The organism is Phaeobacter sp. B1627 (assembly GCF_006265095.1).
In the GTDB taxonomy this organism is placed as follows: domain Bacteria; phylum Pseudomonadota; class Alphaproteobacteria; order Rhodobacterales; family Rhodobacteraceae; genus Epibacterium.
Window position 1 is genome coordinate 123,637 of the sequence record NZ_VCNK01000020.1, and the last position, 26,185, is coordinate 149,821.

The window sequence follows — 26,185 nt, forward strand, 5'->3', positions numbered from 1 at the left end:
GATACAAACATCGATCTACCCTTGGAGTTCCCGGAACGCTTTGAGCCGTCGGGCCGCGGCAGACATTTTCCTGCCATCGGCCAAAGGATCCGTTGATGCGGACGCTTCTGCGGCGCGCGGCTGCCAGTCAAAGTCGCCGATCGCACCGCGATAAAACACCGCCATCCAAACGGTTCCACTTTCGACATTTGTATCGCGCACCCCGTTGGGAACCCCGGGCGGCAGATAGATGGTGTCTCCCGCAGTCAGGGGATACTCTGTCCCTTCGATGGTAAAGACCGTGTCGCCCTTCAACATGAGCAGCCATTCGTGAGAGCTGCTGTCGCATTCACGCCCCCCCGGTGACGCGTGGCCGAGCGAGGTTACGACATCGAACCTGACGAAACGGGTCTCGCAAACCGTTACGATCCGGGGGCGATCGGCAAACACGTTCGAGACAGACAGAGCCCCCACGTTACGACGTGTCTCAGGGAACCGCTCGTGTTCGACATCTCCATGAAAGAGACAGCGAACCACTGTTGCAGCGCCGGTGACCTCGTGCAGCTGGTCTGCGCCGGTGACGACGATATAGTCGCCCGAGGCCATACGGACAGGTGATCCACAGCGATTGTGTCTGCACTCCAGACTGCCCTCCTGAACGAGAAGAAGCGCATTCAAACCGTTCCCGTTGAGCAAGCCTGCGCTTTCGCTGGCCTCGTTCAGTGTCCACTGTTCAATCAACAGGTTCTTGCTTTCGGTGCAGGTCAGGACTTGACCTGTTGGCGAAGGGTGCGGAGCTCTGGCGGGAAACGCCGATTGCGAAGGGGCTTCACTCATTGCGCTACCAACTCGTCGAGCCCGTTGTTTATGATGCTCTCGACGATCCCCAGGCTGACAATTCCCTCAGTCGTCAACGAAATCGACGTAGTGGTGACCTCGATGAACCCAAGATGCGCTAGGTGGTCCAGGAGGTCCGCAAAATACACCTGCGGCTGCACGCCATACCGTGCCGCGAAGTCAGCCGTCAGATATTCTTTTCGTCTAATCCCATAGAGCAGACAGAATCGCATCTGCTGATCGCGATCCATGCGGCGTCCATAGCCGGTCTCATACTGGCCGTTGTTGATCCCTTTCATGTACTTCTCGATGTTTTTTTCGTTGAAGAACACAGTGCCTTGAAGGCAACTCATCGAGGACATGCCAAGGCCCAGCCAATCCCTGGTGTCCATCTGCCAAAGCCCATAGCCGTGGTGATGTTGCGGGCCGCGAGCGTAGTGGAAGGACGTGTAGCGATGGAAACCGGCTTGCGCGAGCAGAGGCGAACCGACGGAAAGCTGTTCGCAGAGTTGCTCGAACTTGGGAACGTCGAACTTGCCGTTGCGGATCTGTTTGTCGAATGTGGTTTTCTCGTAAATCCACAGCGGGTAAAATGCGAGGTGATCGACGGGCAGTTCGGCGAGGATGCCGATGTCCCGCTCCACGATCGCGGGAGAGCTACCCGGCAATCCATAGATCAAGTCGATGCCAAGCGAGGCAATCCCCTCCTCCTTGCACATATGGAAGGTTTCAATTGCTTCCGTGGCATCATGGCGCCGTCCTGCTTCGTCCAGCAGGGTTTGATCGAAGGTTTGGGCTCCAACATTCAGTTTGACGGCGCCTAGGGATTTCAGCGCGCGGATCTTCTCGCGCGTGATCGAACTTGGAAAGCCTTCGAAGACGATTTCTTCCAGTTCGGAGCAATCGAAGAGTTCGAAGATGTCATCAAACATTGCCTTGATTTGGTCGGCGCTGATTGCGGTGGGCGTTCCACCGCCAATTTGAATCCGCGCAACGGAGACATCTTGCTCACGCAGTATCCGACCAAAATACGCCATCTCGGCCTTGAGCGCGCTCATATACTGAACGACCAGGTCTCCAGTGAATTTGGACCCGGCTACGATAGAGAAAGTGCAAAAAAAGCAACGCGTTTCACAGAAAGGTATATGGACATAAAGAGCGATCTTCTCGCCAGGAGAGACACGTCGCTCTAGTTTGGATTGCGTGTCAAAGTTGTGTGACGGATAGTAGTGAACGCCAGTATTCTTTCCAAAACTATGTGACATGGAAAATTCCTAACCAGTGGATGAAACGAATCTCACTCTCGTTAAGGTTATCTTCACACTTGCGCATTGCAACCATTGAGCGTTTATTTGGGGCAAATACCCTCATAAGCATAGTGCCCTAAAGAGTGGCCGCGTGAGGAGCTGCGAAGGGATGAGCGCGCTATGTCTGAGCTGGTATGTTGGATGGCGGTCCCGGATGCACGCGCGCCTATCACGTCGCAATTGTACACAGCTCTCACGCCCGTCGAACAAGCGCGTGCTGACCGCTTTCGCTTTGCCCGCGACGAGGCGGCGTATGTGGCAGCTCATGGATTGCTTCGATTGGAACTTGGACGCAGGTTGGGCCAAGCGCCGGAGCAGGTTGAGATCGTTTATGATCCTTTGGGTAAGCCAAGAGTGCGCGTCCCCAATGGCGCGCCGTTGCATTTCAGCATTAGCCACTCCAGGCGCTACGTTGCCTGCGCCTTCTCGCGCTATTTAGTGGGCGTCGACATAGAGCACATCGACCGAGAGCTTGATCTGAGCGTGTCCAGGGTGCTGTCCGGTCCGGAAAGGCAATACCTCAACAGCGTGGCGCCAGAGGACCGAAAGGCAGCGTTCTTCCAGATTTGGACCATGAAAGAGGCGGTCCTCAAGGCATTCGGTACTGGCCTCTCAACCCCATTGGATAGCTTTTCAGTTTGCGTCAAAACCCTGAGCATTCGGCCAGAACCCGGATCGCCTCTGCCGGTTGACCTGCAGTGGTGCGTGACTCTGCGCCACCTCGGGAATGGCTCTATCTGCTGTGCCGTGCGAATAGGCAGAAAATCACAGGTCCCACCGATGAATTTCAATGAAGGGTTGCGTGATGAATCTCTTTTACTATCCTAGGCTGTGCGTCGACCCGCCAAGCGGTATGCAGCCAGCCGGGAGGTCTTCTTGGCTGCGCCGTGGCGTCAAAGAAGTCGAATTTTGATTGCAGACGATAGATTTAACGGCAACGCCAATAGAAAGAGCTTGTTGGAATGGGTTACTTTGGTCGTGCCAAGCTGGCTACACTTTCGCTAGCTGCGATTTCACTCGAAGTGCGGCAGCTTTTCTTGCTGGCGATCCCGATCATGCTGACGCAGGTCGTCCAGCGACTGATCTCGACAACCGATACCCTGATGCTGGCGAGCTACGACACCGACGCTTTGGCCGCGGTCTCATTGTCCCAAAGCCCTTATTTGACGGTGCTTTTCTTCGGCGCCGGGATTTCTTCGGCGGTCGGCGTGTTTGTGGCTCAGAGCCTGGGGGCCGATGCCGTTGATGAGCACGATATTGCCCTTTCCACCAGCATGGGCCTTTGGGTCGGCTTTGGCGTTGGCCTGCCTTTCGCGATTGCATTGCAGTTTACCGAGCCATTGATGCTCGCAATCGGGCAGGACCGCGACCTTTCGGCAGCGGCAGGGGCCTATGCGCGGATCTTCACACCGATCTTGCCAGTCGCGATCTGCTATGGCGTCCTCACCCAATATGCGATTGCCGTCGGACGCCCTCGGATCCCTCTCTTTGTCATCGCGATCGCAGCGCTTGCCAATGTGTTCGGCAACTACACGCTGATCTTCGGCAACTTTGGGTTTCCGGAGCTGGGACTGAAGGGCGCAGCCATCGCCAGCCTTGTGACGCAGACCTTGGCCTTCACTGTCATGTTGCTGGTCGTGACAAACTATGCACCGCTCAAACGGTTCAGGGTGCTGGCCGGCGTGCTGAAGCCAGACGGTGCGAGACTGCTCGAAATTCTTGCCATCGGCATCCCGATCAGCCTGATGATCGTGCTGGAAGTGGCCTTCTTTACAGGGGGCACCCTACTTATGGGATACTTTGGGGCGACCGCGCTTGCGGGCCATCACATTGTCATGACGATTGCCGCCACAACCTTCATCGTCCCGGCAAGCATTGCAACAGCCGCGGGGATACGGGTTGGGCTTGCCAAAGGTGCGGCTTCACCCGGGGGTGTTTGGACTGCGGGGGTCACGTCGATCGGTCTTGGCGCTTGCATCATGGCATCCGTGGCCGTGATCTTTGTGCTGTTGCGAGAGCCGATCATCGGGCTTTTCATTGATGAGAGCCGCCCCGAGAACGCGGCTGTGATGCAGATGGGTATGACGCTCTTGCTGTTCGCTGCCGCGTATCAGGTCTTTGACGCGGTACAGGCCACGGCCAGCGGTGCATTGCGCGGGGTGAAGGATACGACGGTTCCGATGCAGCTGGCCGCGATCAGTTTCTGGATTATCGGGTGTCCGGCTGCCCTGATTCTCGGGTTTGGGCTGAAGTTGGGGTCCTATGGGGTTTGGGCCGCGTTCGTGATTGCACTTTCAGCCGCGGCGGTCCTGATGCTTTTCCGCTTTTCCAAAGTCATTCCAGCGGCAGCGATGGAGAACCCTGACGCCAAATCTGATCCGGACCAGGCGGAGTCCGTGGAGTTCCAAATGTAAGATACTCGGAGGACAATAGATGCAGGATATAGACTATGATGATTTCCTTTCAGACATATACGACGACTCCCCCTTCTTCGGGAGGCGCCGGGTCCAGAGTTTACAGGATTTCAACCGCATCTATTTCGACAATCTGGCCCTGAGTGACAAAATACTCGAACTGGGCAGCGCCACTGGCCTTCTGACGGTGGATCTGGCGCGATCCGGCTACACGCTGACCAGCATCGACATTGCCCCGTCAATGCATCGGGTGCTCGAACGAAAGCTCGCGCAAGAAAGCCAGGAAACGCGCGGCAATGTCACCCTGCTGTTGGACGATGCGACCACGTTTCAAGGGCCCGAGCCATATGACGCCATTGTCATGTCCGAAGGGTTGGTGATTGCCCTGCCAAACAAGGCAATGCAACGTGCGCTCTTTGAAAATTGTCGCCGCAATCTGCGTCCAGGCGGGTTGCTGATTACGGACTTCTTCCAACCCTACTACAAGGCGATCTGCGAAGAGGGCCTAACCGAATACACGCGGTTTCGCACCGCTGACGGCACAGCTTACATGCTGACGGTCAGCTTCGAGAACGAACCGCACGAACAGCGGCAGAGTTGGCAGTGCACCTACCGCAACATGGCCGAAGACACAGAAAACGCCGCGCCGATTTCTGCCACCGTACACTTCTGCTATGTGCTCAAGGCCGAAATGGAGCTGTTGCTAGAGCTGACCGGGTTCAAAGTACTGCAGTTCAACACCGATTACGCCGAAGGCCGCGGCTTTTCTTTGGTCGCCGAACGGCTCTGAACCACCCTCCATTCCTGCCAGGGTGCCCAGTTTGGAAAGGCAAACCAACATGACAAAGATCCGAAGCCGAATTCTCGGCGTCTTGCAGCGTCACAATGTGGATGGCCTCGTGTTCGAGGAAACCCGCCCGCTTTCTGACAACGGTTTTGACTCCTACTCGTTCATCGAAATGACCGTCCATATCGAGCAGGCATTTGGCATGGAGTTCGACGACGCCAGCCTCGATCTCAACCGATATGCGACCTTGGGTGACTTCCTTTCCTTCACCGAGAGCCTCGTATCCGATGCAATAGCGCAGAGACCGGCCGAATGACCGTGCCATGTGAACCAGTGCGCTGGGAAGTGCTTGATACCTCCGTGCTCGGGACCGGCGATACAGTCGTTCTTCGGCGCCGTGGCGCGATGTTCGACATACGTTTCAACGGCATAGAGCTGATGTCGAATGCCGATCCGACGTCGGAGCTGGCATTCGGCCGCGCGGTGGCGGGTGGGCGGGACAGAACAAACCCATCACAAGCCGCGCCGTCGCGCGTCTTGATCGGCGGACTTGGCATGGGCTTCACTCTGCGTGCGGCCCTGGATCATTTGCCCGAGGCATGCGCCGTACACGTCTGCGAACTGGTGCCGGCGGTTGCTCAATGGAACCAGAACGAGATCGGGCACCTCGCAGGCTGGCCTCTCCGGGATCCGCGCGTGCATCTCGAAACAGAATGCATCCGGACATATCTGGCCCGAACAGACCGGCTTTTTGACGTCATATTTCTTGACACCGACAACGGTCCAGATTGGATGGTTCGCGAGGAAAACGCAGCCATATACCAGCAGGAAGGGCTCAGAGAGATCCTTCTCCGGCTCAAACCCCAGGGTGTTGTCGGTTACTGGTCGGCAACCCGGTCAGAGGCATTCGCGGCGCGGCTGGCGGCGCTTGGACTGTCCTGGACCGCAGAGCCGGTCTACCTCGGCACGCCAGGTCAAGAACCCTTTCATTTCGTCTATTACATCTCACCTCAGAAATCGGCCGATGGTCGACCTGCTCTGGCAGAGGAGATCATCAATGCCAACTGAAAGTCAGCATACCTCGTTTGAGCTGAACGCGGCCGACAGATCAGATATTCCGACTCTCGGGCTCTTTGTGGTGCCACTTCATTTCCCCGAGCGTGAACTGGTTGCTTGTTGGGAAGAAGACCGTGACACGATTGTCCACGCAGAGGCGCTCGACTTCGCCGAGGGATGGGTCGGCGAGCATTACTGCAACCGATGGGAGAACCAGGCGTCACCCGAGTTGCTCTTGTCTCAGGCCTTCGCCCTTACAAAGCGCATTCGGCTTGGCACCGGAATAAAGGTGATCGGATATCACCATCCCGCGGAACTTGCGCATAAGATCGCGGCGCTGGATCACCTTTCTCATGGGCGTTTCATGTTCGGCATCGGTCCGGGCGGCGCGCCGACGGACTTCGAGATGATGGGCATCTCGCCGCGCGATCATGATGCAAGCGAACGGATGCGAGAATCCATCGACATGATGCGAGAAATGTGGAGCTCGCAAGGCGCGATTGATCGTGAGGGCAAGTTCTGGCGTCTGAAGATCCCGCTCGCCAATCGCAAGTTCGGCTGGGAATACCACATCAAGCCCAAACAGGCTCCGCACCCTCCGATTGCCGTCGCGGGCACGTCACCGAATTCACGGACTTTGCGCTGGGGCGGCGAGCAAGGTTTCCTGCCGCTCAGCTTCTTCGACATCAACGCAAGCATCGTACGCAGCCAATGGGAGGCCTACGCAGAGGGCGCCGAAAAGGGGGGACGAAAGCCCGACCGAAAGGACTGGCGCATCGCTCGGGTCGTCTATGCGGCAGAAACAGATGATATCGCTCGTGCTCATTTGCGCGAAAGCAGCATGCCGCGCGCGTTCAATGAGCACTTCAAGCGGGTCATCCAGATTTTTGGCGGGCTCTTCTCGCTCAAGCATGACGAGTCAGTCGCAGATGAGGATGTTACCGCCGACTACATGCTCGACAACGTTTGGATGGTTGGCAGCCCGGACACGGTGTGTGAGCGCTTGGAACGGTTCTACGAAGACGTCGGCGGGTTTGGCACATTGCTGATGGTACATTTCGACACGCATCCGCACCCTGAGCGCTTCAGGAACTCGATGCGTCTCATGCAGGAAGAGGTCATGCCGAAACTCCGTCAGACCCTGAGAAAACGGGCGACGGCCCCGATCCTCGTGTAAATGACGCAAACCGGTTCTCCTCGGCAGCCTCACCGAACCCGCCTGCCAAGATTTTCTGCACTGCCACTGAGCGCGGCTCATCAGGCCATTTACGTTTCCCGGACGAGGCCTGGGGAAGCCTGATCCCCCGAAAGGGGCCAGCAGACGTAGGCGTCCGGTCTGACCGCGATCCTTGTGATGTCGCCTTCGATGGCAGCTGATCAGAGACAGCGACGCCAAATTTGGGTCGGGTCAATTCTCCGGAACAACACCGGGACGCGTCTCCGGACCGCTCCATAGGGGCAATCACCAACTAAGCGGCTTCCTCAATCAGGGTGGTCAACTTGTTGACTGTAAGGTCCTCGAAGACGTCCCACAGGCTCAACTCATAGCCGAAATTCTCTTCGACCTGCATCACAAGCTGCATGATCGTCATCGAGTCGCCCCCCACGGTCATAAACGCGTCGTCTGTGCCGAAGTCGTCATGCGATAGAACCGAACGCCAAATCTCGAACAGTTGTTCCGTCAGCCCATTCGCCTGGGTTTCGGCTTCATCGACAGGCGCGACGCCGGTTCCGGCCGCATCTGCCATGCGCAGCAAAACCGCCTCATCCATCTTTCCATTCGCTGTCAACGGAAAGGCCGCCACTGGAATGAAACGGCGAGGGATGCGGGCTGGAGACAGGATATGGGTCAAAGCGGACCGATCAAAGGCCTCTTGCGCCTCCGATCCGTCGTCAATGTAGAAGGCCACCAGTTCATCCGCGTTTGACGCACCCGGCGCAACGAGAACGTGACAGCTGCGAAGCGGCGTTGCGGATAGGATGGCACTCTCGACCTCCGCCAGTTCGATCCGTTCTCCAAGCAGCTTGACCTGACGGTCTCGTCGGCCAACGAAACTCAGCGTGTCGTCCGCCTGTTGAGAGACAAAATCGCCGGTCCGGTAGCGCACCACGGCGTCGCCGTCGCAGAACTGAAACCCGCCCTGCGCTGCGCTATTGAAGTAGCCAAGACTTGCATGCCGGGTCCGAATCTCAAGCTCCCCAACAGTTCCCCGGGCACAGGGCGCACCGTTTTCGTCGAGAACAGCGAACTCTGTCTCTGAGATCGGCCGACCAATCGGAACGATGGGGGTGTTGAGATCATTCGCCGAGATTTTGTGACAGAACTTTGCCAGCGTCGTTTCGGTTGGACCATAGAGATTGTAGAGCGCGGCCTGATGTCCGAATTGCTGATACCAGCCCTGCACGTCCACGGTGTTCAGCTTTTCCCCTGCGATCAACAACCAGTTCAGGTTGGGGGCATCCTCGGCACGCAGGCGTCCACCACACAGGTTGCGGAAAATCGTGGGCGTCATATGCAGAAGGTTCGCGTCGCTCGTGGACACCCAATCCACAAGGTCTCTTGGCACGAGGATGGTGTTCCGCTCCGGCGGTATCATGATGCTGCCACCACGCGAAAGCGGCACAAGGATATCTCGGAGAAACGGGTCGTGTCCAGGTGTTGTGGTCTGCGCCACGCGGATCCCTTTGGGCAGGTCAAGACTGGAGACCTCCCACTCGATGAAGTGAACCAATCCGCCACTTCGGCCCAAAATGGCCTTCGGCGTGCCGGTCGTGCCACTGGTGAAGTAGATATATGCGGGATCGTCAGGCGAGGTTTTCTCGATGTCAGGCGGAAGCTCCGCGTTCAGCGGAATATCCGCCAAAGAGAGTTGCGTGGCGATACTGGCTCCGATGGCGGATTTCTCTTCGTCAGAGCAGCTGTCGTCTGAGATCAGGGCCGACGGTTCGGCCACCTGGCACATCTTCAAAAGCTGTTCGCGTGGATGGGCTGCATCGAAGGGAACAAAGACGGCACCGGCGCGAAAGATAGCCAACATGCTCACAATCATGGCAACCCGGTCATTTGTGAGGACGGCAATGCGCTTCCCCTTGCCTAGCGACGCCCCGGCAAGCGACGCCGCAAGTACGCGCGTTCTGGCCTCCAACTCGGCCCACGACATGGATATGTTCGACTGGACAATGGCAGCATTGGTCGGCTCTGCCTTCAGAAACGCGCGGTCTACAAAACGCTGAATGGATTGGCGGCTCATGTCCATCAACCTCCCGGGTGTCCTAATCAATACGGATGGTGCGCGACAAGGTGCCGATAATGTCGTGCCCATCCCAAATCAGCGAAAAATCCAGGGTCTTTCCAATCGGCACCACCCGGTCAACTCCGCGCGCTCGTGCCTTGATCAGGCATTGCCGAATTTGCTGCGGATCCAGGCCGAAATAGGAAAGGGTTTGAATCCGGCGCGGCAGGCTAGCAAAGAGCTGATCGATCTCGGTCACCTGAGTTTCGACGAAACATCCATGGCCAGGATTGCCCTGGAACACATGTTCAGAAATCTCCGGAACCCATGTGCGCACGGCCAGATTGCTCGTTGAATGCATCCGGGTGTTGGGCACCGTGGCCGCGATCTGCATCGCGAATTCCAGCTTGTTGACCGCCGCAATCGGCTTCAGGACAAACTGCTCTGCCAGCAGATTTTCCAGCCGCGACCAGAAATCCGCCTGCGCCTCTTCGACCGCCTCGCCGCACCAGATCACCGCGCGCGGGGCGGAACAGGCATTCTGGTCATAGAGGTAGGTGTCATTGTAGAAGCCGCGCAGCGTTTGGTCCTTGCTGTCCGCCGACAGCCAGGCATCGGCATGGATGAGCGCCGCCGAACTGCGATCGGCAAACACCAGATCAGAGGCATGGGCCGGGATAGCATGGGTGCGGATCGCATTGATCGTCGTGTCTCCGCCCCAGATCACCCGAACGTCGCAGAGCCGACTGAGCCTGGATGTCACGTCTGAGACCTCACGGGCGTAGCGCAGAAGACATATGGCATCTCTGAACGCTTCGAACTCCGGCTCCGACAGAACCTGGCTCAGCGTTTCACAGAGCAGGTCCACCCGCCTGTCACCACCCGACGGCAGGCGGACGACATTGGCATTGCCGGCGAGAAGCCCGGCCACGAGGGAAAAGGCAAACATGGTCGGCACGTTGGACGGAGCGATGTGGAATACCAATCCGCGCCCCATCCGGCAGGTGCCTTCGGGCGCCGCAGCAAGCCCCGGCACCGTCCGGCACCAGGAGGCGAACGCCATCACGTCGGGATAGGTCATGACCTCGGGCTCCGACAAAAGCTGGCGTGCCCAGCGCGACAACAGAGCCAGAACTTCCGGATCCACCGAGGGACGCGGCGGCACCGCTTTGATGGACTCCAGCCGCGCTGGCCCGACAAGGATTTGAACGTCAGCTTGCTCTGGCGTAGCCGTCAACATCACCGCATCCCTTCGCGTCTGCCGCTTCCAGACGGCCAAATATTCGGAAATATTTCCCGCTCCAGCCGCAAGGGCAGTCATCTTCTCCCAAGAGCATGCCCTCATCCTCGGTCAACAGACTGTGGCCCGGATACGATCGGGGCAACACTGACATGACCTGCGCGATGCCAGTTTCGCCGGGGCCACAGACCGAAAAGTCCCGCGGCCGCCGAAACAGGATGTCCGAAAAGCAACTCGTGTGTAGATGCCCCTGCTCGCATTCCAGAAAAATCGAGCCCATTTGCTCGACCATGCCATAGTAGTTGTGGATGCGCGTCAGCCCGCTGACGGCCGCCACATCGGCCCGAAACTGCGCATCGCCAATGTTCCGCGCGGCGAGCGTCTTCCATCCTCCCCCATGCACAAGAATGCCCTGAGCAAGATCGAAACGCTGGCTGCTGCGGAGCAGGGGTTCGATGACATGGCCATAGATAATACTTGTGAACCCATAGACGAGGTAACGGTCGCCGTCTGTACGCTCCAGAAAGGCGTGGATAGCGCCGGGATCGAGCTTCAAGTCATGATCCAGGGCGAAGCTGCGAAACTTTCCGAGCATCGAAAACCCCTGTACGCCGCCAGCGCGCCCCGACACCCGAGAATCGGTCGGATCGGCAAGCGTGTTGGGGGAGTCCAGAATAAGGACCGGAACGGATTTTCGCCCAGCCAGGACGCCGAGCGTGCACAAAAGAGCGCGGAGTTGGTCCATCGCAGTTGACTGGTCCAGCATCACCCGGCTTCTCGGCCCGCCGGTGGTCCCGGACGACACGAGTGTCCGAGACACTTCCTCTGGCGGCACAGAAGCCAGGCTGAGCAACTTGAAGATATTCGCAGGCACAAAGGGCACATCTTCCAGCGCTTGAAACGATGGGGCCCGACAGTTGGCCGCTACGAGCATTCGGGCGTATTCCGGGCAACTCCGGGCGTGATGCTCCGTCAGTTCTTGCATGAGTTCGAGGAACTGCGTCCGTTTCCAGGATTTGCCCTGACCGAAAGGCGCCAGGCTAAAAACGTCGTTTCTGTCCAACGTGATCATTCCAACGGTAAGGGCTTCTGCAAGGGGCAGTAAAAATTAATCCTTTAAGATGTAGAGCCTGCAGCATGACGCGTCGCAGCGCAACCCACAATTTAATTCCTCTTCAGATCCGCAAGCGCCCCCTCATGTGTCGACATGCGGCGCGCGATTGAGAAAGCAGAGGCGAAGAAACTGACATATGGCCTTTTTTGTTGCAGTTTTGTGTGAATTCTGGCCCATCCGTCGGGATTTTCACGTCTGGGTAAAATCGTAAACTGGCTAGACAGGTTCCGGAAAAAGATGTCCTTTAGGTTGAGTTGTGGGAGATTTCCAAACGATGCAAACCCTGATGTTCAAGAAGTCCTCGGAGGAAAAAAAACTCCTGAAGTCCAAGCTGCCTCTCGGCACGCACTACAGCTTTCGTATCCCTTGGGAAGCGCGTCAGGTCTATTTCACCCACGCCCGAAAATCACGGATCTGGGACGTGGACGGGAACGAACATCTCGACCTTTTCGGGAAATTCGGAGCCAATATCCTGGGCCACAACTTGCCACAGTACAACGAAGCGCTCATAGACGCGCTGGGCCAAGTGAGCGCGGCGAACCTCGGCGTCATTGATCGCACTGCTGTCGAGCTGATTTGCGACTGCGTTCCCTGCGCGGAAATGGTCAGGTTCTCGCTCTCGGGAACCGAGGCCGTTCTCAATGCACTGCGCCTGGCGCGCGCATACACAGGAAGAAACAAGTTTGTGCGTTTCGAAGGCCATTACCACGGCAATGCGGATAACCTGATGGGCGGGCGCGCGGGACCAAAGGCAAACCCTGCGCCCGAGGAGTTTGAGGGCGACTTCTACGGTACCGGCGGCAAAGCCACAGACATCGCGCAGCATCAGTCCTTCCTTATCCCGTGGAACGACATCGAGCGGCTGCAGCATCTGGTCGAGACCAAAGGCCATGAAATCGCTGCGATCCTGATGGAGCCGATCAACATCAATGGTGGCGGGCGCCACCCTGCCCCTGGCTATCTGAAAGCCGTGCGTGCGCTCTGTGATAGACATGGCATCGTCTTGATCTTTGACGAAGTGATAACCGGCTTTCGCCTTGGTCTCGGCGGTGCGCAAGACATGCTGGGAGTGACGCCTGATCTAACCACATTGGGCAAGGCTATGTCCGGGGGCGCCGTGCCGGTATCAGCCGTTGCTGGCCGGCGAAAGATCATGTCGCTAATTGAAAGCCGAAAAGTCTCTCATGGGGGGACATTCAACGGCTATCAGCTCGGTCTGGCAGCGGTGATCGCGACCCTATCCTACCTGCGTTCAAATCCCCAATCGCTCTATGGCAACATGATCGACCATATGCGGTTGTGTCAGGACCATCTTCGCTCAGAGGGCCAAGCCTATGGAATTCCACTGTCAATTACGGGCGAACCGGCCTGTTCGGTGTTTTCATACGCGCCGACCCAGGCCGATGAAGCGCCAGACCCGAAAGCACAGTTCTTTCGCGCCAACGCCGTCAAGCTGATCGGTGAAGCCATGGCAGAGAAAGGGGTCCTCCTGTCCAACCTGAACCGGCTCTATGGCAATGTCTCACTTGAAAGCGAGGACGTTGATCTGTTCCGAGAGCGTACGACGCAAGCGTTTGAGAAAGTCGCAGCCTTCGCCGCACGGTTCAAGGCTTAAGGGATCCAGATAGAGCCCCGACAGTGCCGGAATTCGTTCAATTGCACCTGGGACAGGTGCCTCGGATTGGACGGGTGAAAACCGTGTCAACGTCGGGCTGAATCACGGGCAACGATGGGGCGTGGGACTTGCAAGACATGTTCAGGATGGTACATTTCGGCCAGTTCAATGGCAGCTACTCATCTTGCCAGCCGACTTCGCCGCCCTCCTATCGTTCCTGTCGAAGGATGGGTCTGACCGTGGAAACAGTGCGAGATCGTTCCAGAACGCTAGACCCAAAGAAAGGACAGACATGGCGACCGTGGTGGACTTCAAGCGATACGTCGATGACTTTGCAAAGCTCGAGAACGGTGCGACGATCAGTATCGGAACGACCGGATTTTCAGGCGACGGGAACAGGCTCTTTCTGAACTTCAACGACGTGGGGATACTGTTTTCCCACGACGATGCCGCTGCGTTTCTTGAGGCCGCTGCACGCGCGGCAAACCGGCTTGGTTACGAAACCTAGGGGATCGCGACCCGGGGCATTGCCAATTCACTTTTTGTGAAATGAAGAGCGCCGCTCATCATTGCTAAACCCCACATTATGCGTCAGGCTCCGGGTCGAGCACCACCGATTGGGCAAAGGTTGATATTCTGTCAACAGCCTGCGCCATGGCGTCATCCGGTATGGTCAGCGCGATGCGGACCCAATCGATCATGTGTTCTCCGAAGGAGGACCCCGGCATGACCGCAACGCCGGTCTGCTCCAGCAATGTCCAGGCGAAGCTATCGCAATCCATCCCGAGCGGGCTGACATCGACCAATGCAAACATACCCGCGTCAGGACGATGGACCCGCAGATCGGTTTCTGCCTGCAACCGGTCGGCGAGATAGGCAGCCCGTGCCGCGTAGCGTTTGGCCATTCCCGCAGCAACCGGGGACCCCTCCCTGATCGCAGCTGCCGTCATGTCCGCAATGAAGGGCTGATTTCCAAACAACATGGTTTCGGACACGGGAAGCAGCGCATCCATGAACGCCTTTGGGCCGATTGCCCAGCCGCTCCGCAGGCCCGGCGCCGCATGGGATTTCGAAATTGAGGCGACAGCAATCACCCGGTCCGCGACGTCCGGCAACGACAAAGGTGATATGAATTCGGTCCCCTCAAAGACCAGATCCTCGTATACTTCGTCCGAGATCAGCCAGAGATCATGTTTCACCGCCAGCGCCGCGATTGCCTCCACTTCCTGCTTTTGCAGGATTGCCCCGGTCGGGTTGTGGGGCGTGTTGAGCAAAATGGCGCGTGTCTTTTCCGTGATGCGTTCAGCGACATCCTCGGCCTGCATGCGAAACCCATGTTCCGCGCGCAGCGGTACAGGCACCATGTCGGCGCCAGTCGATCGGATCACACCTTCGTAGGTGGCATATAGCGGATCGCCGACGAGAACGTTGTCGCCTGTCTCGGCCACCCCCTGCATGACAGCATAGAGCGCGGTCTGCGTCCCAGGAAAACAAAGCACATTGTCGCGGTCAAACGTCCTGCCGCGGCGCTGGGCATAGGCTTCTGCCAGCGCGTCCCGCAGATCATCTTCGCCGCGACCGTTGGAGTATTGTGTTCTGCCTGCCCGAAGTGCAGAGATCGCATGGTCGGCCAGTTGGTCTGGCAAAGGAACGTCGGGCTCACCGATTGTCATCTCGATGATATCCGCGCCGCGCTCCCGACGCTCCCGCGCAGCCAGATGCAGGTCCCATTTCGCGCCGCCCAAGCCCGCCAGCCGCTGTGTGATAGAAGTGGTTCTCATCCGTGAAACTCTCTGAAGTCGCAGGTTCTGCAAGGCGAGTGAGCGCTTTGCAGAACCTTGTTATACATCTGTGCGATAAAAATATAGATGGCTTTCCGCAGCAATGCGATCAGGCATCTCTTTCCGCTCACGGATTGATCGGAACCTTTTTCTGTATCTCTGTTTGACAGCCGCCCGGGCCGACGGTGCTGACCCGTGTCAGCTCCTGTCGATGCGGAGTTGCGGCGGGAAAAACGGGGCAGCAGCGCTCTAGTTGAGAACCTTGAACTCGATGCGACGGTTCTTCGCCCGGTTTTCCACGGTGTCATTGCCGACCAGAGGCCTTGTTTCGCCATAGCCGACCGGCACCAACCTGGATTGGGATGCTCCTTTTTCCATCAAGTACTTGGCGACAGCCACTGCGCGTTGCCGACTGAGCTCCAGGTTCCATTGCGCTTTGCCCCAGGCATCGGTGTGGCCTGCTACTTCTACCTTCATATCCGGGCAGCGGTTCACCACGTCCGCAAGCACATCAAGAAACGAGCGCGCCTCGGCCGTGATTGCGGCCGTATTCGGCGGGAAATTCAGGCTGCGGCTCTGAGACAGGATTTCGAACCGCCCTACGCATTCATCGCGGTTGAATGTGCCAGTGGTCTCAAGCGCGGCCTGACTGCCCGATATCTGCGACGTGGCAACGCTCTGGAGGTTTTCCGAGCCGCTCCGCCGGAAATTCAGATCAAGACTGACGATCCCGACTGGTGTGATCGTCACGCTGGCCGCATCTTCCAGTTTCGACAAGCCGTTCAGAAGGTCGAAATCAGACAGCGACAGAATGATCGGCTGGACAGTGGACACATTGATAGAATTCTCGTCCAGAAGGGTGACCGCGACCGGAGCCGTCAGATCAGCAACAACGCCGTGAAGGCTGAGCGTCACGGAGAGATCGATTATCTTCCGCTTGGTCTGGGATAAATCCGCAATCTGGTCCTGCGGAATGGAGGCCTTGATAACCGCCTCTGCGTGCTTGAATGTCTCAAAGAACAGGAACCGCATACGGACGTTGCGCAGGTCAATCTTGGTGTCGACAGAATCCAGAGCGATCGTGATATTTGCATTCCCGGCGCCGTCAATTTCTCCTGCAAAGGACGCAAAACCGCTATATTCGGCAATCGTCCCTTTCTTGACCGAGAGAAAACCAATGGTTGACTGAGCTGTGTCCAGTTGCCATCCGCCCTCGAACGGGTTGGCGGATGCGCCGTGGCTGAATGACAGAAATGTCAATAATATCAGGTAGTAAATCCGTTTCAACATCCTTCGGCTTCCCTTTGAATCTTGCTGAATGCAAATAGGTGTCGGGCAAGTGTAGCATTTTCATCGCCACCAAGCTTGGGTTGATTGGCTTGGCTGTAGTATCGATTTGCAAAGACATGTAAATTACACGTTGAGAGATCCATGCTATATTGCCTGTGCGATGCCTGACTTGGTCTGCCGTGACTTGGGTTGACGTGAACTGGGCCAGCGTGACTTGGGCTGGCCGAACCGGCTTCGGCGTGGCGTTCTGAATGAACTGGGATGAAATTTGTGCAACGTGTTGTAAATGATCTGACCAATTGGCTCGGCGTGATCATGGCCATTGGCCTGACTGTTTTTGCCAGCGCCGCCTGGGCGGAGGACCGTATGGCCCTGGTCGTCGGGAACTCCACATACGGGGCCGTGACGTCATTGGACAATCCGGTCCACGATGCGCAGCTTATGGCGCGAACCCTGGAACAGGTCGGGTTTGAAGTGACGTTGCTGACCGATGCAACCCAGGTCGAACTCAAACGCGCGATTGCCCAGTTCGGGCGGACCCTGCGGGCCAAGGACGAGGCGGCGGTCGGCCTGTTTTATTACGCAGGTCACGGCGTCCAGAGCTTTGGCAACAACTACCTCTTGCCGGTCGATGTGACCCTGAGCGATGCCGCTGACCTCGATCTGGTCGCCGTCGAAGCGCAATCTGTCCTGCGGCAAATGGCGTCGGCGCGCAATGCGACGAACATCGTTATTCTCGATGCGTGCCGAAACAATCCCTTTGTGAGCGTGTCAGAGCTGAACGACAACGGGCTTGCGGAAATGCAGGCTCCGACCGGAACCTTTCTCGCCTATGCGACAGCGCCGGGTGATGTTGCGCTGGATGGGGCTGAAGGCAACAGCCCATTCACAAACGCCCTCGCGCGGGAGATCACCAAGGTCAATGAACCGATTGAGCAGGTGCTGAAACAAGTCCGGCGCTCTGTTCTTGAGGAAACGGATGGACGCCAAACCCCATGGGACAGCTCTTCATTGGTGAATGACTTTGTTTTCAACAAGGTTGAAAGCAATCTTGGGGCGGGATCCGATGCGGCAATTGCGGAACGCGAGTTGTGGAATATGGCGCAACAAAGCCGTGACGCTGTGCAAGTCATGCTGTTCCTGCGGTCCTATGGCGACAGCCCCTATGCCGCTGATGCCCGGGCCCTTCTGGAGGAAATCTCGCAGAGTGCACAGTCCGGCGATTCGGCAAATTCCACGCTGTCTGTGACTGATGAAACCGCAATGTTCGAGGCCGCTCTGAACGAGGACGGCGCGGCCGCACTCACGGCGTATCTGCAGGCCTTTCCGAACGGGCGCTATGTCGAACTCGCTCAGGTAGAGCTCGCGGCCAGACAGACCGATGGCGGAGATGATCCGGACCTGTCCTCAGCCCCGAATATCGTAGCCAGTTTGCTGGATGCTCCGCTCAGTGAACAAATCGAGGTCGGCCCGATCACATTCGCAAGCAGGCTGGAGTCCGATTTGAGCCAGGTCAACGGTCTCACCCTCGGCGAATTGGTGCATCAATCTCCGATGTTTCCCCCTGTCGCGGGTCTGCCGGAGGAATACTGGAAAGAACAAAGCTGCAGCAATTGTCACAACTGGACGCGGGAGGCGTTGTGTACGCAGGCGCGCACGTATCTGACCGCCGACTTGCAGCGTTCGCTGTCGAAACAGCACCCGTTTGGCGGCGTGATGAAGCAGGCATTGAGAAGCTGGGCCGCCGGGGGCTGCAGCTAGTTCGCAGCGCAGGTGGCCGTCAGGGTGCGTGTGTTGTGACGAGGAAGTAGACCCATTCTCCCTTGAAATCAGGATGTTTGCTGCGCGCCTCATGGACGGCGTTCTTCAATTCCAGGAGATAGGGCGCAGCACCTTCCTGAAGCGGGCGTGTGTCGCGATCGGGAAACAGGGGGTGAGATGCCGCAAAGGCGACGGCGATCTCCTGCCCGTAGGGCGGCCCGACCGTTATCATCAAGCCGCGGTCGCTGGCGTCTTTTGCGCCCACCCGAAACCCGGACATCGGCGGCACTTTTGCAAGGTCTACATGCGCATTTGGCAACAGATGCAGAACCGATCCGCCTGCGTCGAAATAATCGACATAAACGTAGGCCGGGTAGTCGGGCGCGGTCAGGTCAAAGAACAGCTGATCCCCGCCCGCGTAGTTCAGCACCCTGGCATGCGTATCGTCGCCGACCAGAAGCGGGTTGGTGATCTGGTCGGTGCTCTGCGGCAGACCCACATCCGAGATACCGGCCAGCGCACCACATTGAGGTTGCGGCAGCAGTCGCATTTCATCCTGCAGAACAATATCCTGACCCATTTCCGTTTGCAGCGCGGCAAGCACCGGCGCGCGCATGCTGTCCTCGGGAAGGTGACCACGCAGCTCCAGGCTGGCGGTTTCGGGATCAAAAGAAAGCTGGACACGTGCGCAGGGAATGGCGGACAGCAGCTCCGCCAGCCCGTCCCGAAGCGCTGCACCTGCGGACCCGGGATCTTGAAATTGCTGAAACACGGCAAGGGACTGCGGGTCCACGTCTGAGGCATTCGTCGCCGGAAAGGCAAGACTGGCACGAATTGACGGTGCCGCGGGGGGAGCTGCGGTCATACTGCTGGTGACGTCTTCTGTGGAGGACGTAGTCAACGGGACTGCTGGCGGGTCTGTTTCCGCTAGCGGCCGGGCGGTGGTCTCTTGCGGGGGGATATTGCGCGGATCAGACGCCTGAACCGATAGGATGCTGGTGGACGGCAGCCGCAATGGGGATGTCAGTGGTGTGTTGCGCGCCGCAACCTCTGCGAGGGGTCGCGAGACGCTGGCAGCAACCGGAGCCACGGCGACACCGACGGGTACAGCGGTCTGCAATTGCTCAGTTGCCGGCGCCTGAACCTCATTTGCCTTTGCAGCCGGGCCCTCCACCAAGGCGACTGGCGCGCGTTCCGGAGAGAGGCGCCGGGCGACAGCGGGCACCACATCGGTAGCGTCAATGGGCGCGGCGCTGCCGGATGCGGTCGCGATGCGCTCATTTTCAGCCGGAACGGACTTGGCCGAGGATTGCCGGACTGCGCTGCTCGCTACCGGTTCTGATGTTCCTTCAGCCGGAGGCAAATCCGTGGCGTCGGCATTTGCCTCAGCGGCGTCACTGGTCGGAACAGATTGCGAGGACACTTGAAATTCGCTTTGCGGCCGATCGTGATCCTGAATTTCCTGCGGCCGCAGGCTGACAATCACACATGCCACAAGGCCGATATTCACCAATAGGGAGCCAGTTGCGCCGAGCCCCCATGATGCGGCGCCGACACGGGATCCGATGCGCTCTTCGGCAAAGGTCACGGCGAGGCCCTCTCGCCCGGGGTCACGATGAAAACAATATCGTCAAACCCGATCTCTTCGGCCAGGGATACCAACGGCAAAACGGTCCGCAATTCTGCGTCTTGATGGGCGTTGATCCGCAGGCGGATATCACTGTTCCCCTCATGCCGGTGACGGAGCGCGGTCTCTAGCACGTTGAGAGCCAGAAGAGTGCCATCCAGCGCCAAATCGCCCTCGTCGGAGACAGACAGGGTCACGCCGCCAGCCGGCAGATCCTGGCCGGTCTGAGCCTCGGGCGGGGACACCTCGAACGGGGCCGTTGCATCCATCCGTCCAATCAGCATGAAAAACACCAAAAGGAAAAAGACAACGTCAATCAGCGCGGTAATCGGCTCGCCGATGGTGCCTCGCGCGGGTCGCCGGATCTTCATGGCCTGCCCTCGAGCCGCAACACTCGCAACCTCTGGACATTCGCTTGCGCCGACACATCCAACACAGTCATCAAAGCCTGCGTGCGCGCTGTCCCGGCGGGCAGGATCAGGATCTGGGTCAGGGGGTCATCGGCAAGGGCCTGTGACACTTCCTGCCGCAGCTCATCCGGCGACAGGTCACGCCCACGAAGTCCAATTTGCCCGTTGCTGCCAAGACGGATCATGATCGTGCTGCCGGCGGGGGCGTCTGCTGATCTGACGGCGTCCGGGGTTTGCGGGCTCCTGGCGGGGATCATGTCGAGATTGAGATAGCTCGATGTTACCATGAAGAACACGAGCAAAATCAGAAGCACATCGATCATTGGAACCAGCGAAATGAGACCGGGGGCTGGGGCGGGGCGCGTAAGTTTCATGATGTCCTGGCGTGCCCTGCCCCTTCAGTTTCCCGGGCGGCTTCCTCCGCCAGCATCAGCTGGCCCACCGCGGTTTCGATGCTCTGGGCTGCGCGTTCGATGCGGGCAGAAAACAACCCGGCCGCGATCGCCGCCGGGATTGCGACCAGCAGCCCGGCGGCCGTCGTCAGGAGCGCTTGCCAGATACCGCCGGCGAGGATCGACGCATTGGCAGCCCCCTCAGCGAGTTCCAGCTCCTGAAAGCTCTGGATCATGCCCAGCACGGTACCAAGGAGGCCAAGAAGCGGAGAGACCATCGCGGTGATCTCCAGCAGTCGGATGCGGTGGTGCATTGCAGACAGCTCGGCACTGCCGCGGCGCTCTATCTCAGAGTCCAGCAAAGCCGGGCGCAGACCATCCGACAGGCCATTCATCGCGAAGCCCAGAACGCGATCAGCGGGTGATTGACCGGAGACCAGACCGATCGCATCCTTGCGGTTTGCCTGTTGCCACATCCGGATCGCCTTGGCTCGATCCTCGGCACCGGACAAAACAGGCCAAAGCTCAATCCATTTTACGATGATAACGGTGAGCGAAATCAGGGACAGAACAGCAAGCGCAACCAGGATCGGCCCGCCGGTTCCAACGGTTTCGATGAGTTGGCCCATTGCCTATTTCACCAGCCGAGCCGCTGCCCGCGAGGAGAGATCCAAAATCGCGTAACAATCGATCTCATCTTCATTCTGCGGCTGGCAGGATGTCATGTCATGAAGCAGGATTTCAGAAATATTTGCGCAGGAGAGTTCGGGGATTTCGAACAGCTTGAGGGTCGTGCGCGAAATCGGCAAAGGCGCGGCATCAATGGATAAAAGCCGGTCGATGACCCCTTGTCCGTCGAGAACCGCCAGCGACATTTCAAAACCCGAGAAGCTTTTGCCGGACTCGTTTCGGAACAGGAAAAATGCCCGGCAACCGCCCCCTTCTATTTCTTCTGTCTTGTTCAGTTCGACCCCCAGCCGTCCTTCTGCGGCCAGAACGGGGAGGGCAAAAAAAATGGCAGCGACAATCGCCAGGGAATTCTTGATCAATCTCATTCGTGTTCTCCGATTGTGACAGCGACCGGATCTCATGCCGTGGCCGGACCCCGTCTTGCGCCTCAGACGATGGCCCCAAGAGCCTTTTCGATACGATCCATAACCAACCGTGCTTTGTCGTAGTCCTTGTGTTTCAATAGCCGTGCAGCGACATGCACGGCACGGTCGAGTTTGCTGCGTTTGCTGCCAGGCGCACGGACGATAGACGCGCGCAGTTTCTTGGCGCGATTGACGTCGGCGCCAAGGGTCCGCGTTTTCCGCGACCGGTCAGACCGCTTCATGCTGGCGTCAGCGCTCTCCCGGTCTGCCCCTATGCGGGCAACGGCCTGTTCGATCACCGTGAGCAATGTCTGAGCCTCTTCCAATCGCCCCTCATTGATCTGAGCGAGCGATTTTGACAGGCCGCGTTTCAACTTGCGTTCCAGAGGTCCGGGCGCCCGGGCGATCCTGGGTTTGATGCGCTTGGCGCGCGCCAGCAGAGGCTGAACAAGTTTCGGATCGATGCCGGTCGAGTTCACTTCGTCGAGCGTCGTGACGCCATCATCATTACTTGCTTTTTCCGGCTTCAGACTGTCCAGAAGGTTGCCGCCGTCATCGCGGAACAAGACATTTACCTTGGGTTTGTTCGCCCGTAAAAACCGTTTGAGGCTGGCTATCGCTTTTGCGGGCGCTTGCTCGCAGGTCATTTCCATCTCGTCCGAACGGACCACAAAGGTGCCCCAGGCCATCGGAGGACGCCCGCCACCGGACTTGAGGTGGGGACGCAACTGTTCAGGTTTGTTGCCGGGCTGAATCATCAGCAATGGATCATTCTTGGCGTCCATACAGAAGGCAAAGCTGGTTCTTCGCTTGGCTCCTTCGCGCACCAGGGTGCGGACGTCGCTGCCTTCAATGCGCGTCGGTTTCACGGGTGACCCTCCCCCCAATAGAGCAAAACAATTGACATTGAGAATTCGATAAGGCTGACTTTAGGTCAAGTTATTGTTTTGTTGCTCGGTATTATTCGTTGCGGCATGCGCGTGAATCCGTCACTATTCCGAAAGAACAAAAAACGCTGTGTCGAGGGGGGTTAGGGCAAAATGGATGTGACAATCCTCTTGCAAGCAAAAGGTGAAGGTTCGCCAAGCGGGTCGGATCCTGAGTATGATCCCGAGTTCATTGCGATGGCGCTTGCTTCACAGCCCGGCGAGGAAACAGTGATCGGAGATCAGGTCACTCCTGCGACAGATCCCGACTACCGCGAGGTGCAGGCCAGGGCCCTTTCTGTCCTTGAACGGGCGCATGACCTGCGTGCCTCTGTCTTTCTCGCGGATGCCATCCTTCATTCCGAAGGTGTGACCGGCTTTGCCGAGGTCACCACTCTGATTCGTGGCATGCTGGAGGATTTTTGGGACACCTGTCATCCGATGTTGGACGAAGATGATGGTGACCCCACGATGCGGGTGAATGCGGTTCAGGACCTCTGTGGCCAAGCTGACGGGATGGGGGGGGCCTCTCCCACGTTTCGGTCGTTGCGTCGTGTCGCGCTGACCGACAGTCGTGGGTTTGGCCGATTTTCCATGCGCGATATTGAAATCGCAGAGGGCATTCTGTCGGCGCCGGAGGGCATGGATCATATTCCGGATACCTCCACGATTGGGGCAGCCTTCCAAGACACTGATGATGAAATCCTGGCAAGTCGTTTGGCAGCGTTAGAGACACTTCAGGAGAATATTCGCGCTATTGCCGGTGTTTTCGACGAGAAAATCCCCGGCCAAGGCCCGGATCTGGATGCGCTGCTGAAGCTGCTGCGGCAAATGACGCAAAAAATGCGCTCTTATGGTAGTATGGAGGAACCAGAGGGTGATGCTGAGTCTGGGGATGATGGGGATGGGGGAAGTCCTGAACCATCAGTTTCTGGCGCGCGCGGCGTCGCTCCGGGCGGTGTTGGCAGCATTAACTCGCCAACAGATGTGGCAAATACGATTGACCGCATCATTGCGTATTACAAACGGGAGGAGCCTTCGAGCCCGGTCCCTCTGTTGCTGGAGCGCGCAAAGCGATTGGTTGGAGCGGATTTCCTGACCATAATAAACGATATGGCACCACGCGGTTTGGAAAATGTGAACCTCGTCGGTGGCATCGAAGAAGAAGATTGATTGAAACTTAATTTCCGGGTTGGCGCGACGGAATATCTATCCAGTGCTGTACAAAAAGTGACGAGCGAGGAGGCCTAGATGGCAGACAGTTCACAGAAGTTCATTGCGCGTAATCGCGCGCCGCGAGTTCAGATCGAATATGATGTGGAACTTTACGGTGCCGAGAAAAAGGTTCAATTACCGTTCGTTATGGGTGTCATGAGTGACCTCGTCGGCAAATCCGAAGTGGAACAGCCAGCGATTGCGGACCGTAAATTTCTCGAAATTGATGTCGATAACTTTGATGACCGGATGAAGTCGATGGCGCCTCGGGCGGCCTTCACGGTTCCAAATACGCTGACCGGTGAAGGCAACCTGGCGGTCGATATTACGTTTGAGAGCATGGACGATTTCAAGCCCGCTGCCATCGCTGCAAAAGTAGAACCTTTGCGCGAGCTACTTGAAGCGCGGACACAGCTTTCCAATCTAATGACCTATATGGACGGCAAGACAGGCGCCGAGGATCTTATTTCAAAGATCATTCAAGACCCGAGCCTGCTCAAGACTTTGGCCGCGCAGCCCGCCCCCGGTGGTGCTGACGATGCTGGCGAATAGATTTTAGGGAGGGATAAAAATGGCTGAACAAGACCTTCAGACAGAAGCCGCCGCAGGCGCCTCCGCGTTTGGCTCCAGTGAATTCGCAAACCTGCTGCAAAAGGAGTTTCGCCCGAAATCCGACCAGGCGAAGACCGCAGTGGAATCTGCCGTCAAAACTTTGGCGGAACAGGCGCTGGCGAATACCAGCCTGGTTTCGGACGATGCATTGCGATCGATCGAAAGCATCGTTGCCGAGATTGACAAGAAGCTGACGGAACAGGTCAACCTGATCCTTCACAATGAAGATTTCCAGCAATTGGAAAGCGCCTGGCGCGGGCTGCATTACCTGGTGAACAACACTGAAACCGACGAGCAGCTCAAAATTCGGGTTCTGCCGGTCTCCAAGAAAGAGCTGTCCAAGACGCTCAAGAAGTTCAAGGGCACCTCCTGGGATCAATCCCCGATCTTCAAAAAGATCTATTCCGAGGAATTCAGCCAGCTTGGCGGCGAACCCTACGGCAGTCTCGTCGCCGACTTCCACTTTGATCATTCTCCGCCGGACATTGAGCTTCTGGGTGAAATGTCCAAGATCGCCGCTGCGGCGCATGCTCCGCTGATCACCGGTGCGAAACCGACCCTGTTCCAGATGGATAGCTGGTCGGAACTGTCGAACCCGCGTGACCTGACCAAGATTTTCCAGACGCCGGAATACGCAGCGTGGCGCTCTTTGCGTGACAGCGAAGATGCCAAGTATGTCGGGCTTGCCATGCCGCGCTTCCTGGGCCGGTTGCCATACGGATCACAGACGGATCCGGTTGAAGAATTCGCCTTTGAAGAAGACACCGAGGGCGCGGACAGCAACAAATACGCCTGGGTCAATGCCGCCTATGGCATGGCAACCAACATCACCCGTTCCTTCAAGACCTATGGGTGGTGCTCGCGGATCCGTGGTGTCGAAAGCGGCGGAACGCTGGAGGGGCTGCCTTCGCATACTTTCCCGACAACGGACGGTGGTGTGGATCAGAAATGCCCGACCGAGATCGCAATCGATGACCGTCGCGAAGCGGAGCTGGCCAAGAACGGCATGATGCCGCTGATCCACCGCAAGAACACGGATGTGGCGACATTCATCGGCGCGCAGTCGCTGCACAAGCCTGCGGAATACGACGACCCGGATGCCTCTGCCAATGCCAACCTTGGTGCGCGTCTGCCCTATCTCTTTGCGACCTGCCGCTTCGCTCATTACCTGAAGTGTATGGTTCGCGACAAAGTTGGCTCTTTCAAGAGCCGTCAGGACATGGAGTCCTGGCTCCAGGATTGGATCAACAATTACGTTGATTTCAATGCCGACATCTCATCCGAGTCCGAGAAAGCGCGCAAGCCGCTTGCGTCGGCCGAGGTGGTTGTCGAAGAGGTCGAAGGAAACCCGGGCTATTACAGCTCGAAGTTTTTCCTGCGTCCGCATTACCAACTGGAAGGCCTGTCAGTATCTTTGAGACTGGTTTCCAAACTGCCCTCCGAGAAGGGGGGCTGATTTAAGGTCGCGCATTTTACCTATCACCCAAACTCACTT

Annotated in this window: 25 protein-coding genes; 12 read left to right on the forward strand and 13 right to left on the reverse strand. The window is 57.8% G+C overall.

Annotated features, from left to right (window positions below):
- Positions 1–15: 15 nt before the first annotated feature.
- Entirely contained in the window at positions 16–816 is an 801-nt protein-coding gene (locus tag FGE21_RS11540) for a cupin domain-containing protein (protein WP_139663442.1), read from the reverse strand.
- Positions 813–2,081, reverse strand: coding sequence for a coproporphyrinogen-III oxidase family protein (locus FGE21_RS11545; protein WP_139663443.1), 1,269 nt, complete (start codon positions 2,079–2,081; stop codon positions 813–815). Before FGE21_RS11545 ends, FGE21_RS11540 begins: the two co-directional genes overlap by 4 nt.
- Before the next feature lie 162 nt (positions 2,082–2,243).
- Here FGE21_RS11545 and FGE21_RS11550 point away from each other — a divergent pair, with 162 nt between their 5' ends.
- From FGE21_RS11550 to FGE21_RS11575, 6 genes are all read left to right on the forward strand, one after another.
- Positions 2,244–2,951, forward strand: coding sequence for a 4'-phosphopantetheinyl transferase superfamily protein (locus FGE21_RS11550; protein WP_139663444.1), 708 nt, complete (start codon positions 2,244–2,246; stop codon positions 2,949–2,951).
- Positions 2,952–3,085: 134 nt separating this feature from the next.
- Positions 3,086–4,537 carry an MATE family efflux transporter gene (locus FGE21_RS11555; RefSeq protein WP_139663445.1) on the forward strand — a complete coding sequence of 484 codons (1,452 nt, stop codon included), beginning with the start codon at positions 3,086–3,088 and terminating at the stop codon, positions 4,535–4,537.
- Between the two features lie 19 nt (positions 4,538–4,556).
- Complete coding sequence (locus FGE21_RS11560; RefSeq protein ID WP_139663446.1) at positions 4,557–5,327, forward strand: class I SAM-dependent methyltransferase; 771 nt, start codon at positions 4,557–4,559, stop codon at positions 5,325–5,327.
- Between the two features lie 49 nt (positions 5,328–5,376).
- Positions 5,377–5,640 (forward strand): acyl carrier protein, encoded by a 264-nt coding sequence (locus FGE21_RS11565; protein WP_139663447.1) that lies wholly within the window; start codon positions 5,377–5,379, stop codon positions 5,638–5,640.
- Entirely contained in the window at positions 5,637–6,392 is a 756-nt protein-coding gene (locus FGE21_RS11570; protein ID WP_139663448.1) for a spermidine synthase, read from the forward strand. The genes FGE21_RS11565 and FGE21_RS11570 overlap by 4 nt, the downstream gene beginning before the upstream one ends.
- Positions 6,349–7,557 (forward strand): LLM class flavin-dependent oxidoreductase, encoded by a 1,209-nt coding sequence (locus FGE21_RS11575; protein WP_139663449.1) that lies wholly within the window; start codon positions 6,349–6,351, stop codon positions 7,555–7,557. Before FGE21_RS11570 ends, FGE21_RS11575 begins: the two co-directional genes overlap by 44 nt.
- Before the next feature lie 292 nt (positions 7,558–7,849).
- On the opposite strand, the gene FGE21_RS11580 is transcribed toward FGE21_RS11575, so the two are convergent.
- The 3 genes from FGE21_RS11580 to FGE21_RS11590 are packed head-to-tail and all read right to left on the reverse strand — an operon-like array spanning position 7,850 to position 11,925.
- Positions 7,850–9,631: an amino acid adenylation domain-containing protein gene (locus FGE21_RS11580; protein ID WP_176695427.1), complete on the reverse strand. Its 1,782-nt coding sequence runs from the start codon at positions 9,629–9,631 to the stop codon at positions 7,850–7,852.
- Between the two features lie 22 nt (positions 9,632–9,653).
- The gene (locus FGE21_RS11585; protein WP_176695428.1) at positions 9,654–10,853 is read right to left on the reverse strand and encodes an acyl-CoA reductase; all 1,200 of its coding nucleotides are present in this window, start codon (positions 10,851–10,853) and stop codon (positions 9,654–9,656) included.
- Positions 10,825–11,925 (reverse strand): acyl-protein synthetase, encoded by a 1,101-nt coding sequence (locus tag FGE21_RS11590; protein ID WP_139663452.1) that lies wholly within the window; start codon positions 11,923–11,925, stop codon positions 10,825–10,827. Before FGE21_RS11590 ends, FGE21_RS11585 begins: the two co-directional genes overlap by 29 nt.
- A 316-nt stretch (positions 11,926–12,241) precedes the next feature.
- On the opposite strand from FGE21_RS11590, the gene FGE21_RS11595 reads away from it, so the two are divergent.
- On the forward strand, positions 12,242–13,582 hold the full coding sequence (locus tag FGE21_RS11595) for an aspartate aminotransferase family protein (RefSeq protein WP_218062780.1): 1,341 nt from the start codon (positions 12,242–12,244) through the stop codon (positions 13,580–13,582).
- Between the two features lie 292 nt (positions 13,583–13,874).
- Positions 13,875–14,090 carry a hypothetical protein gene (locus FGE21_RS11600; RefSeq protein WP_139663453.1) on the forward strand — a complete coding sequence of 72 codons (216 nt, stop codon included), beginning with the start codon at positions 13,875–13,877 and terminating at the stop codon, positions 14,088–14,090.
- A gap of 76 nt (positions 14,091–14,166) precedes the next feature.
- On the opposite strand, the gene FGE21_RS11605 is transcribed toward FGE21_RS11600, so the two are convergent.
- Positions 14,167–15,363 carry a pyridoxal phosphate-dependent aminotransferase gene (locus FGE21_RS11605; protein WP_139663454.1) on the reverse strand — a complete coding sequence of 399 codons (1,197 nt, stop codon included), beginning with the start codon at positions 15,361–15,363 and terminating at the stop codon, positions 14,167–14,169.
- A gap of 249 nt (positions 15,364–15,612) precedes the next feature.
- Positions 15,613–16,653, reverse strand: a complete 1,041-nt coding sequence (locus tag FGE21_RS11610; protein ID WP_139663455.1) for an OmpA family protein — start codon at positions 16,651–16,653, stop codon at positions 15,613–15,615.
- 261 nt (positions 16,654–16,914) lie between these two features.
- On the opposite strand from FGE21_RS11610, the gene FGE21_RS11615 reads away from it, so the two are divergent.
- Positions 16,915–18,414 (forward strand): caspase family protein, encoded by a 1,500-nt coding sequence (locus tag FGE21_RS11615; RefSeq protein WP_139663456.1) that lies wholly within the window; start codon positions 16,915–16,917, stop codon positions 18,412–18,414.
- Positions 18,415–18,433: 19 nt separating this feature from the next.
- Here the strand turns inward: FGE21_RS11615 and FGE21_RS11620 are convergent, their stop codons facing one another.
- From FGE21_RS11620 to FGE21_RS11645, 6 genes are all read right to left on the reverse strand, one after another.
- Positions 18,434–20,002 carry a DUF4384 domain-containing protein gene (locus FGE21_RS11620; protein ID WP_139663457.1) on the reverse strand — a complete coding sequence of 523 codons (1,569 nt, stop codon included), beginning with the start codon at positions 20,000–20,002 and terminating at the stop codon, positions 18,434–18,436.
- Entirely contained in the window at positions 19,999–20,412 is a 414-nt protein-coding gene (locus FGE21_RS11625) for a biopolymer transporter ExbD (protein WP_139663458.1), read from the reverse strand. Before FGE21_RS11625 ends, FGE21_RS11620 begins: the two co-directional genes overlap by 4 nt.
- Positions 20,409–20,825 carry a biopolymer transporter ExbD gene (locus FGE21_RS11630; protein ID WP_139663459.1) on the reverse strand — a complete coding sequence of 139 codons (417 nt, stop codon included), beginning with the start codon at positions 20,823–20,825 and terminating at the stop codon, positions 20,409–20,411. The genes FGE21_RS11625 and FGE21_RS11630 overlap by 4 nt, the downstream gene beginning before the upstream one ends.
- Complete coding sequence (locus tag FGE21_RS11635; protein ID WP_139663460.1) at positions 20,822–21,472, reverse strand: MotA/TolQ/ExbB proton channel family protein; 651 nt, start codon at positions 21,470–21,472, stop codon at positions 20,822–20,824. Before FGE21_RS11635 ends, FGE21_RS11630 begins: the two co-directional genes overlap by 4 nt.
- Before the next feature lie 3 nt (positions 21,473–21,475).
- Entirely contained in the window at positions 21,476–21,898 is a 423-nt protein-coding gene (locus FGE21_RS11640; RefSeq protein ID WP_255731531.1) for a hypothetical protein, read from the reverse strand.
- A gap of 62 nt (positions 21,899–21,960) precedes the next feature.
- Positions 21,961–22,806 carry a hypothetical protein gene (locus tag FGE21_RS11645; protein WP_139663461.1) on the reverse strand — a complete coding sequence of 282 codons (846 nt, stop codon included), beginning with the start codon at positions 22,804–22,806 and terminating at the stop codon, positions 21,961–21,963.
- Positions 22,807–22,977: 171 nt separating this feature from the next.
- Here FGE21_RS11645 and tssA point away from each other — a divergent pair, with 171 nt between their 5' ends.
- The 3 genes from tssA (at position 22,978) to tssC (ending at position 26,146) form a co-directional block, all read left to right on the forward strand.
- Positions 22,978–24,036 carry a type VI secretion system protein TssA gene (tssA, locus tag FGE21_RS11650; protein WP_139663462.1) on the forward strand — a complete coding sequence of 353 codons (1,059 nt, stop codon included), beginning with the start codon at positions 22,978–22,980 and terminating at the stop codon, positions 24,034–24,036.
- Positions 24,037–24,114: 78 nt separating this feature from the next.
- Entirely contained in the window at positions 24,115–24,630 is a 516-nt protein-coding gene (gene tssB, locus FGE21_RS11655) for a type VI secretion system contractile sheath small subunit (protein ID WP_139663463.1), read from the forward strand.
- A gap of 19 nt (positions 24,631–24,649) precedes the next feature.
- Positions 24,650–26,146, forward strand: a complete 1,497-nt coding sequence (gene tssC, locus FGE21_RS11660; RefSeq protein WP_139663464.1) for a type VI secretion system contractile sheath large subunit — start codon at positions 24,650–24,652, stop codon at positions 26,144–26,146.
- The last annotated feature ends 39 nt before the right edge of the window (positions 26,147–26,185 follow it).

Coding starts and splice junctions, on each gene's coding strand:
- FGE21_RS11540 (WP_139663442.1), bottom strand. CDS start 816: ATGAGTGAAGCCCCTTCGCAATCGGCGTTTCCCGCCAGAGCTCCGCAC.
- FGE21_RS11545 (WP_139663443.1), bottom strand. CDS start 2,081: ATGTCACATAGTTTTGGAAAGAATACTGGCGTTCACTACTATCCGTCA.
- FGE21_RS11550 (WP_139663444.1), top strand. CDS start 2,244: ATGTCTGAGCTGGTATGTTGGATGGCGGTCCCGGATGCACGCGCGCCT.
- FGE21_RS11555 (WP_139663445.1), top strand. CDS start 3,086: ATGGGTTACTTTGGTCGTGCCAAGCTGGCTACACTTTCGCTAGCTGCG.
- FGE21_RS11560 (WP_139663446.1), top strand. CDS start 4,557: ATGCAGGATATAGACTATGATGATTTCCTTTCAGACATATACGACGAC.
- FGE21_RS11565 (WP_139663447.1), top strand. CDS start 5,377: ATGACAAAGATCCGAAGCCGAATTCTCGGCGTCTTGCAGCGTCACAAT.
- FGE21_RS11570 (WP_139663448.1), top strand. CDS start 5,637: ATGACCGTGCCATGTGAACCAGTGCGCTGGGAAGTGCTTGATACCTCC.
- FGE21_RS11575 (WP_139663449.1), top strand. CDS start 6,349: ATGGTCGACCTGCTCTGGCAGAGGAGATCATCAATGCCAACTGAAAGT.
- FGE21_RS11580 (WP_176695427.1), bottom strand. CDS start 9,631: ATGAGCCGCCAATCCATTCAGCGTTTTGTAGACCGCGCGTTTCTGAAG.
- FGE21_RS11585 (WP_176695428.1), bottom strand. CDS start 10,853: ATGTTGACGGCTACGCCAGAGCAAGCTGACGTTCAAATCCTTGTCGGG.
- FGE21_RS11590 (WP_139663452.1), bottom strand. CDS start 11,925: ATGATCACGTTGGACAGAAACGACGTTTTTAGCCTGGCGCCTTTCGGT.
- FGE21_RS11595 (WP_218062780.1), top strand. CDS start 12,242: ATGCAAACCCTGATGTTCAAGAAGTCCTCGGAGGAAAAAAAACTCCTG.
- FGE21_RS11600 (WP_139663453.1), top strand. CDS start 13,875: ATGGCGACCGTGGTGGACTTCAAGCGATACGTCGATGACTTTGCAAAG.
- FGE21_RS11605 (WP_139663454.1), bottom strand. CDS start 15,363: ATGAGAACCACTTCTATCACACAGCGGCTGGCGGGCTTGGGCGGCGCG.
- FGE21_RS11610 (WP_139663455.1), bottom strand. CDS start 16,653: ATGTTGAAACGGATTTACTACCTGATATTATTGACATTTCTGTCATTC.
- FGE21_RS11615 (WP_139663456.1), top strand. CDS start 16,915: ATGAAATTTGTGCAACGTGTTGTAAATGATCTGACCAATTGGCTCGGC.
- FGE21_RS11625 (WP_139663458.1), bottom strand. CDS start 20,412: ATGAAGATCCGGCGACCCGCGCGAGGCACCATCGGCGAGCCGATTACC.
- FGE21_RS11630 (WP_139663459.1), bottom strand. CDS start 20,825: ATGAAACTTACGCGCCCCGCCCCAGCCCCCGGTCTCATTTCGCTGGTT.
- FGE21_RS11635 (WP_139663460.1), bottom strand. CDS start 21,472: ATGGGCCAACTCATCGAAACCGTTGGAACCGGCGGGCCGATCCTGGTT.
- FGE21_RS11640 (WP_255731531.1), bottom strand. CDS start 21,898: ATGAGATTGATCAAGAATTCCCTGGCGATTGTCGCTGCCATTTTTTTT.
- tssA (WP_139663462.1), top strand. CDS start 22,978: ATGGATGTGACAATCCTCTTGCAAGCAAAAGGTGAAGGTTCGCCAAGC.
- tssB (WP_139663463.1), top strand. CDS start 24,115: ATGGCAGACAGTTCACAGAAGTTCATTGCGCGTAATCGCGCGCCGCGA.
- tssC (WP_139663464.1), top strand. CDS start 24,650: ATGGCTGAACAAGACCTTCAGACAGAAGCCGCCGCAGGCGCCTCCGCG.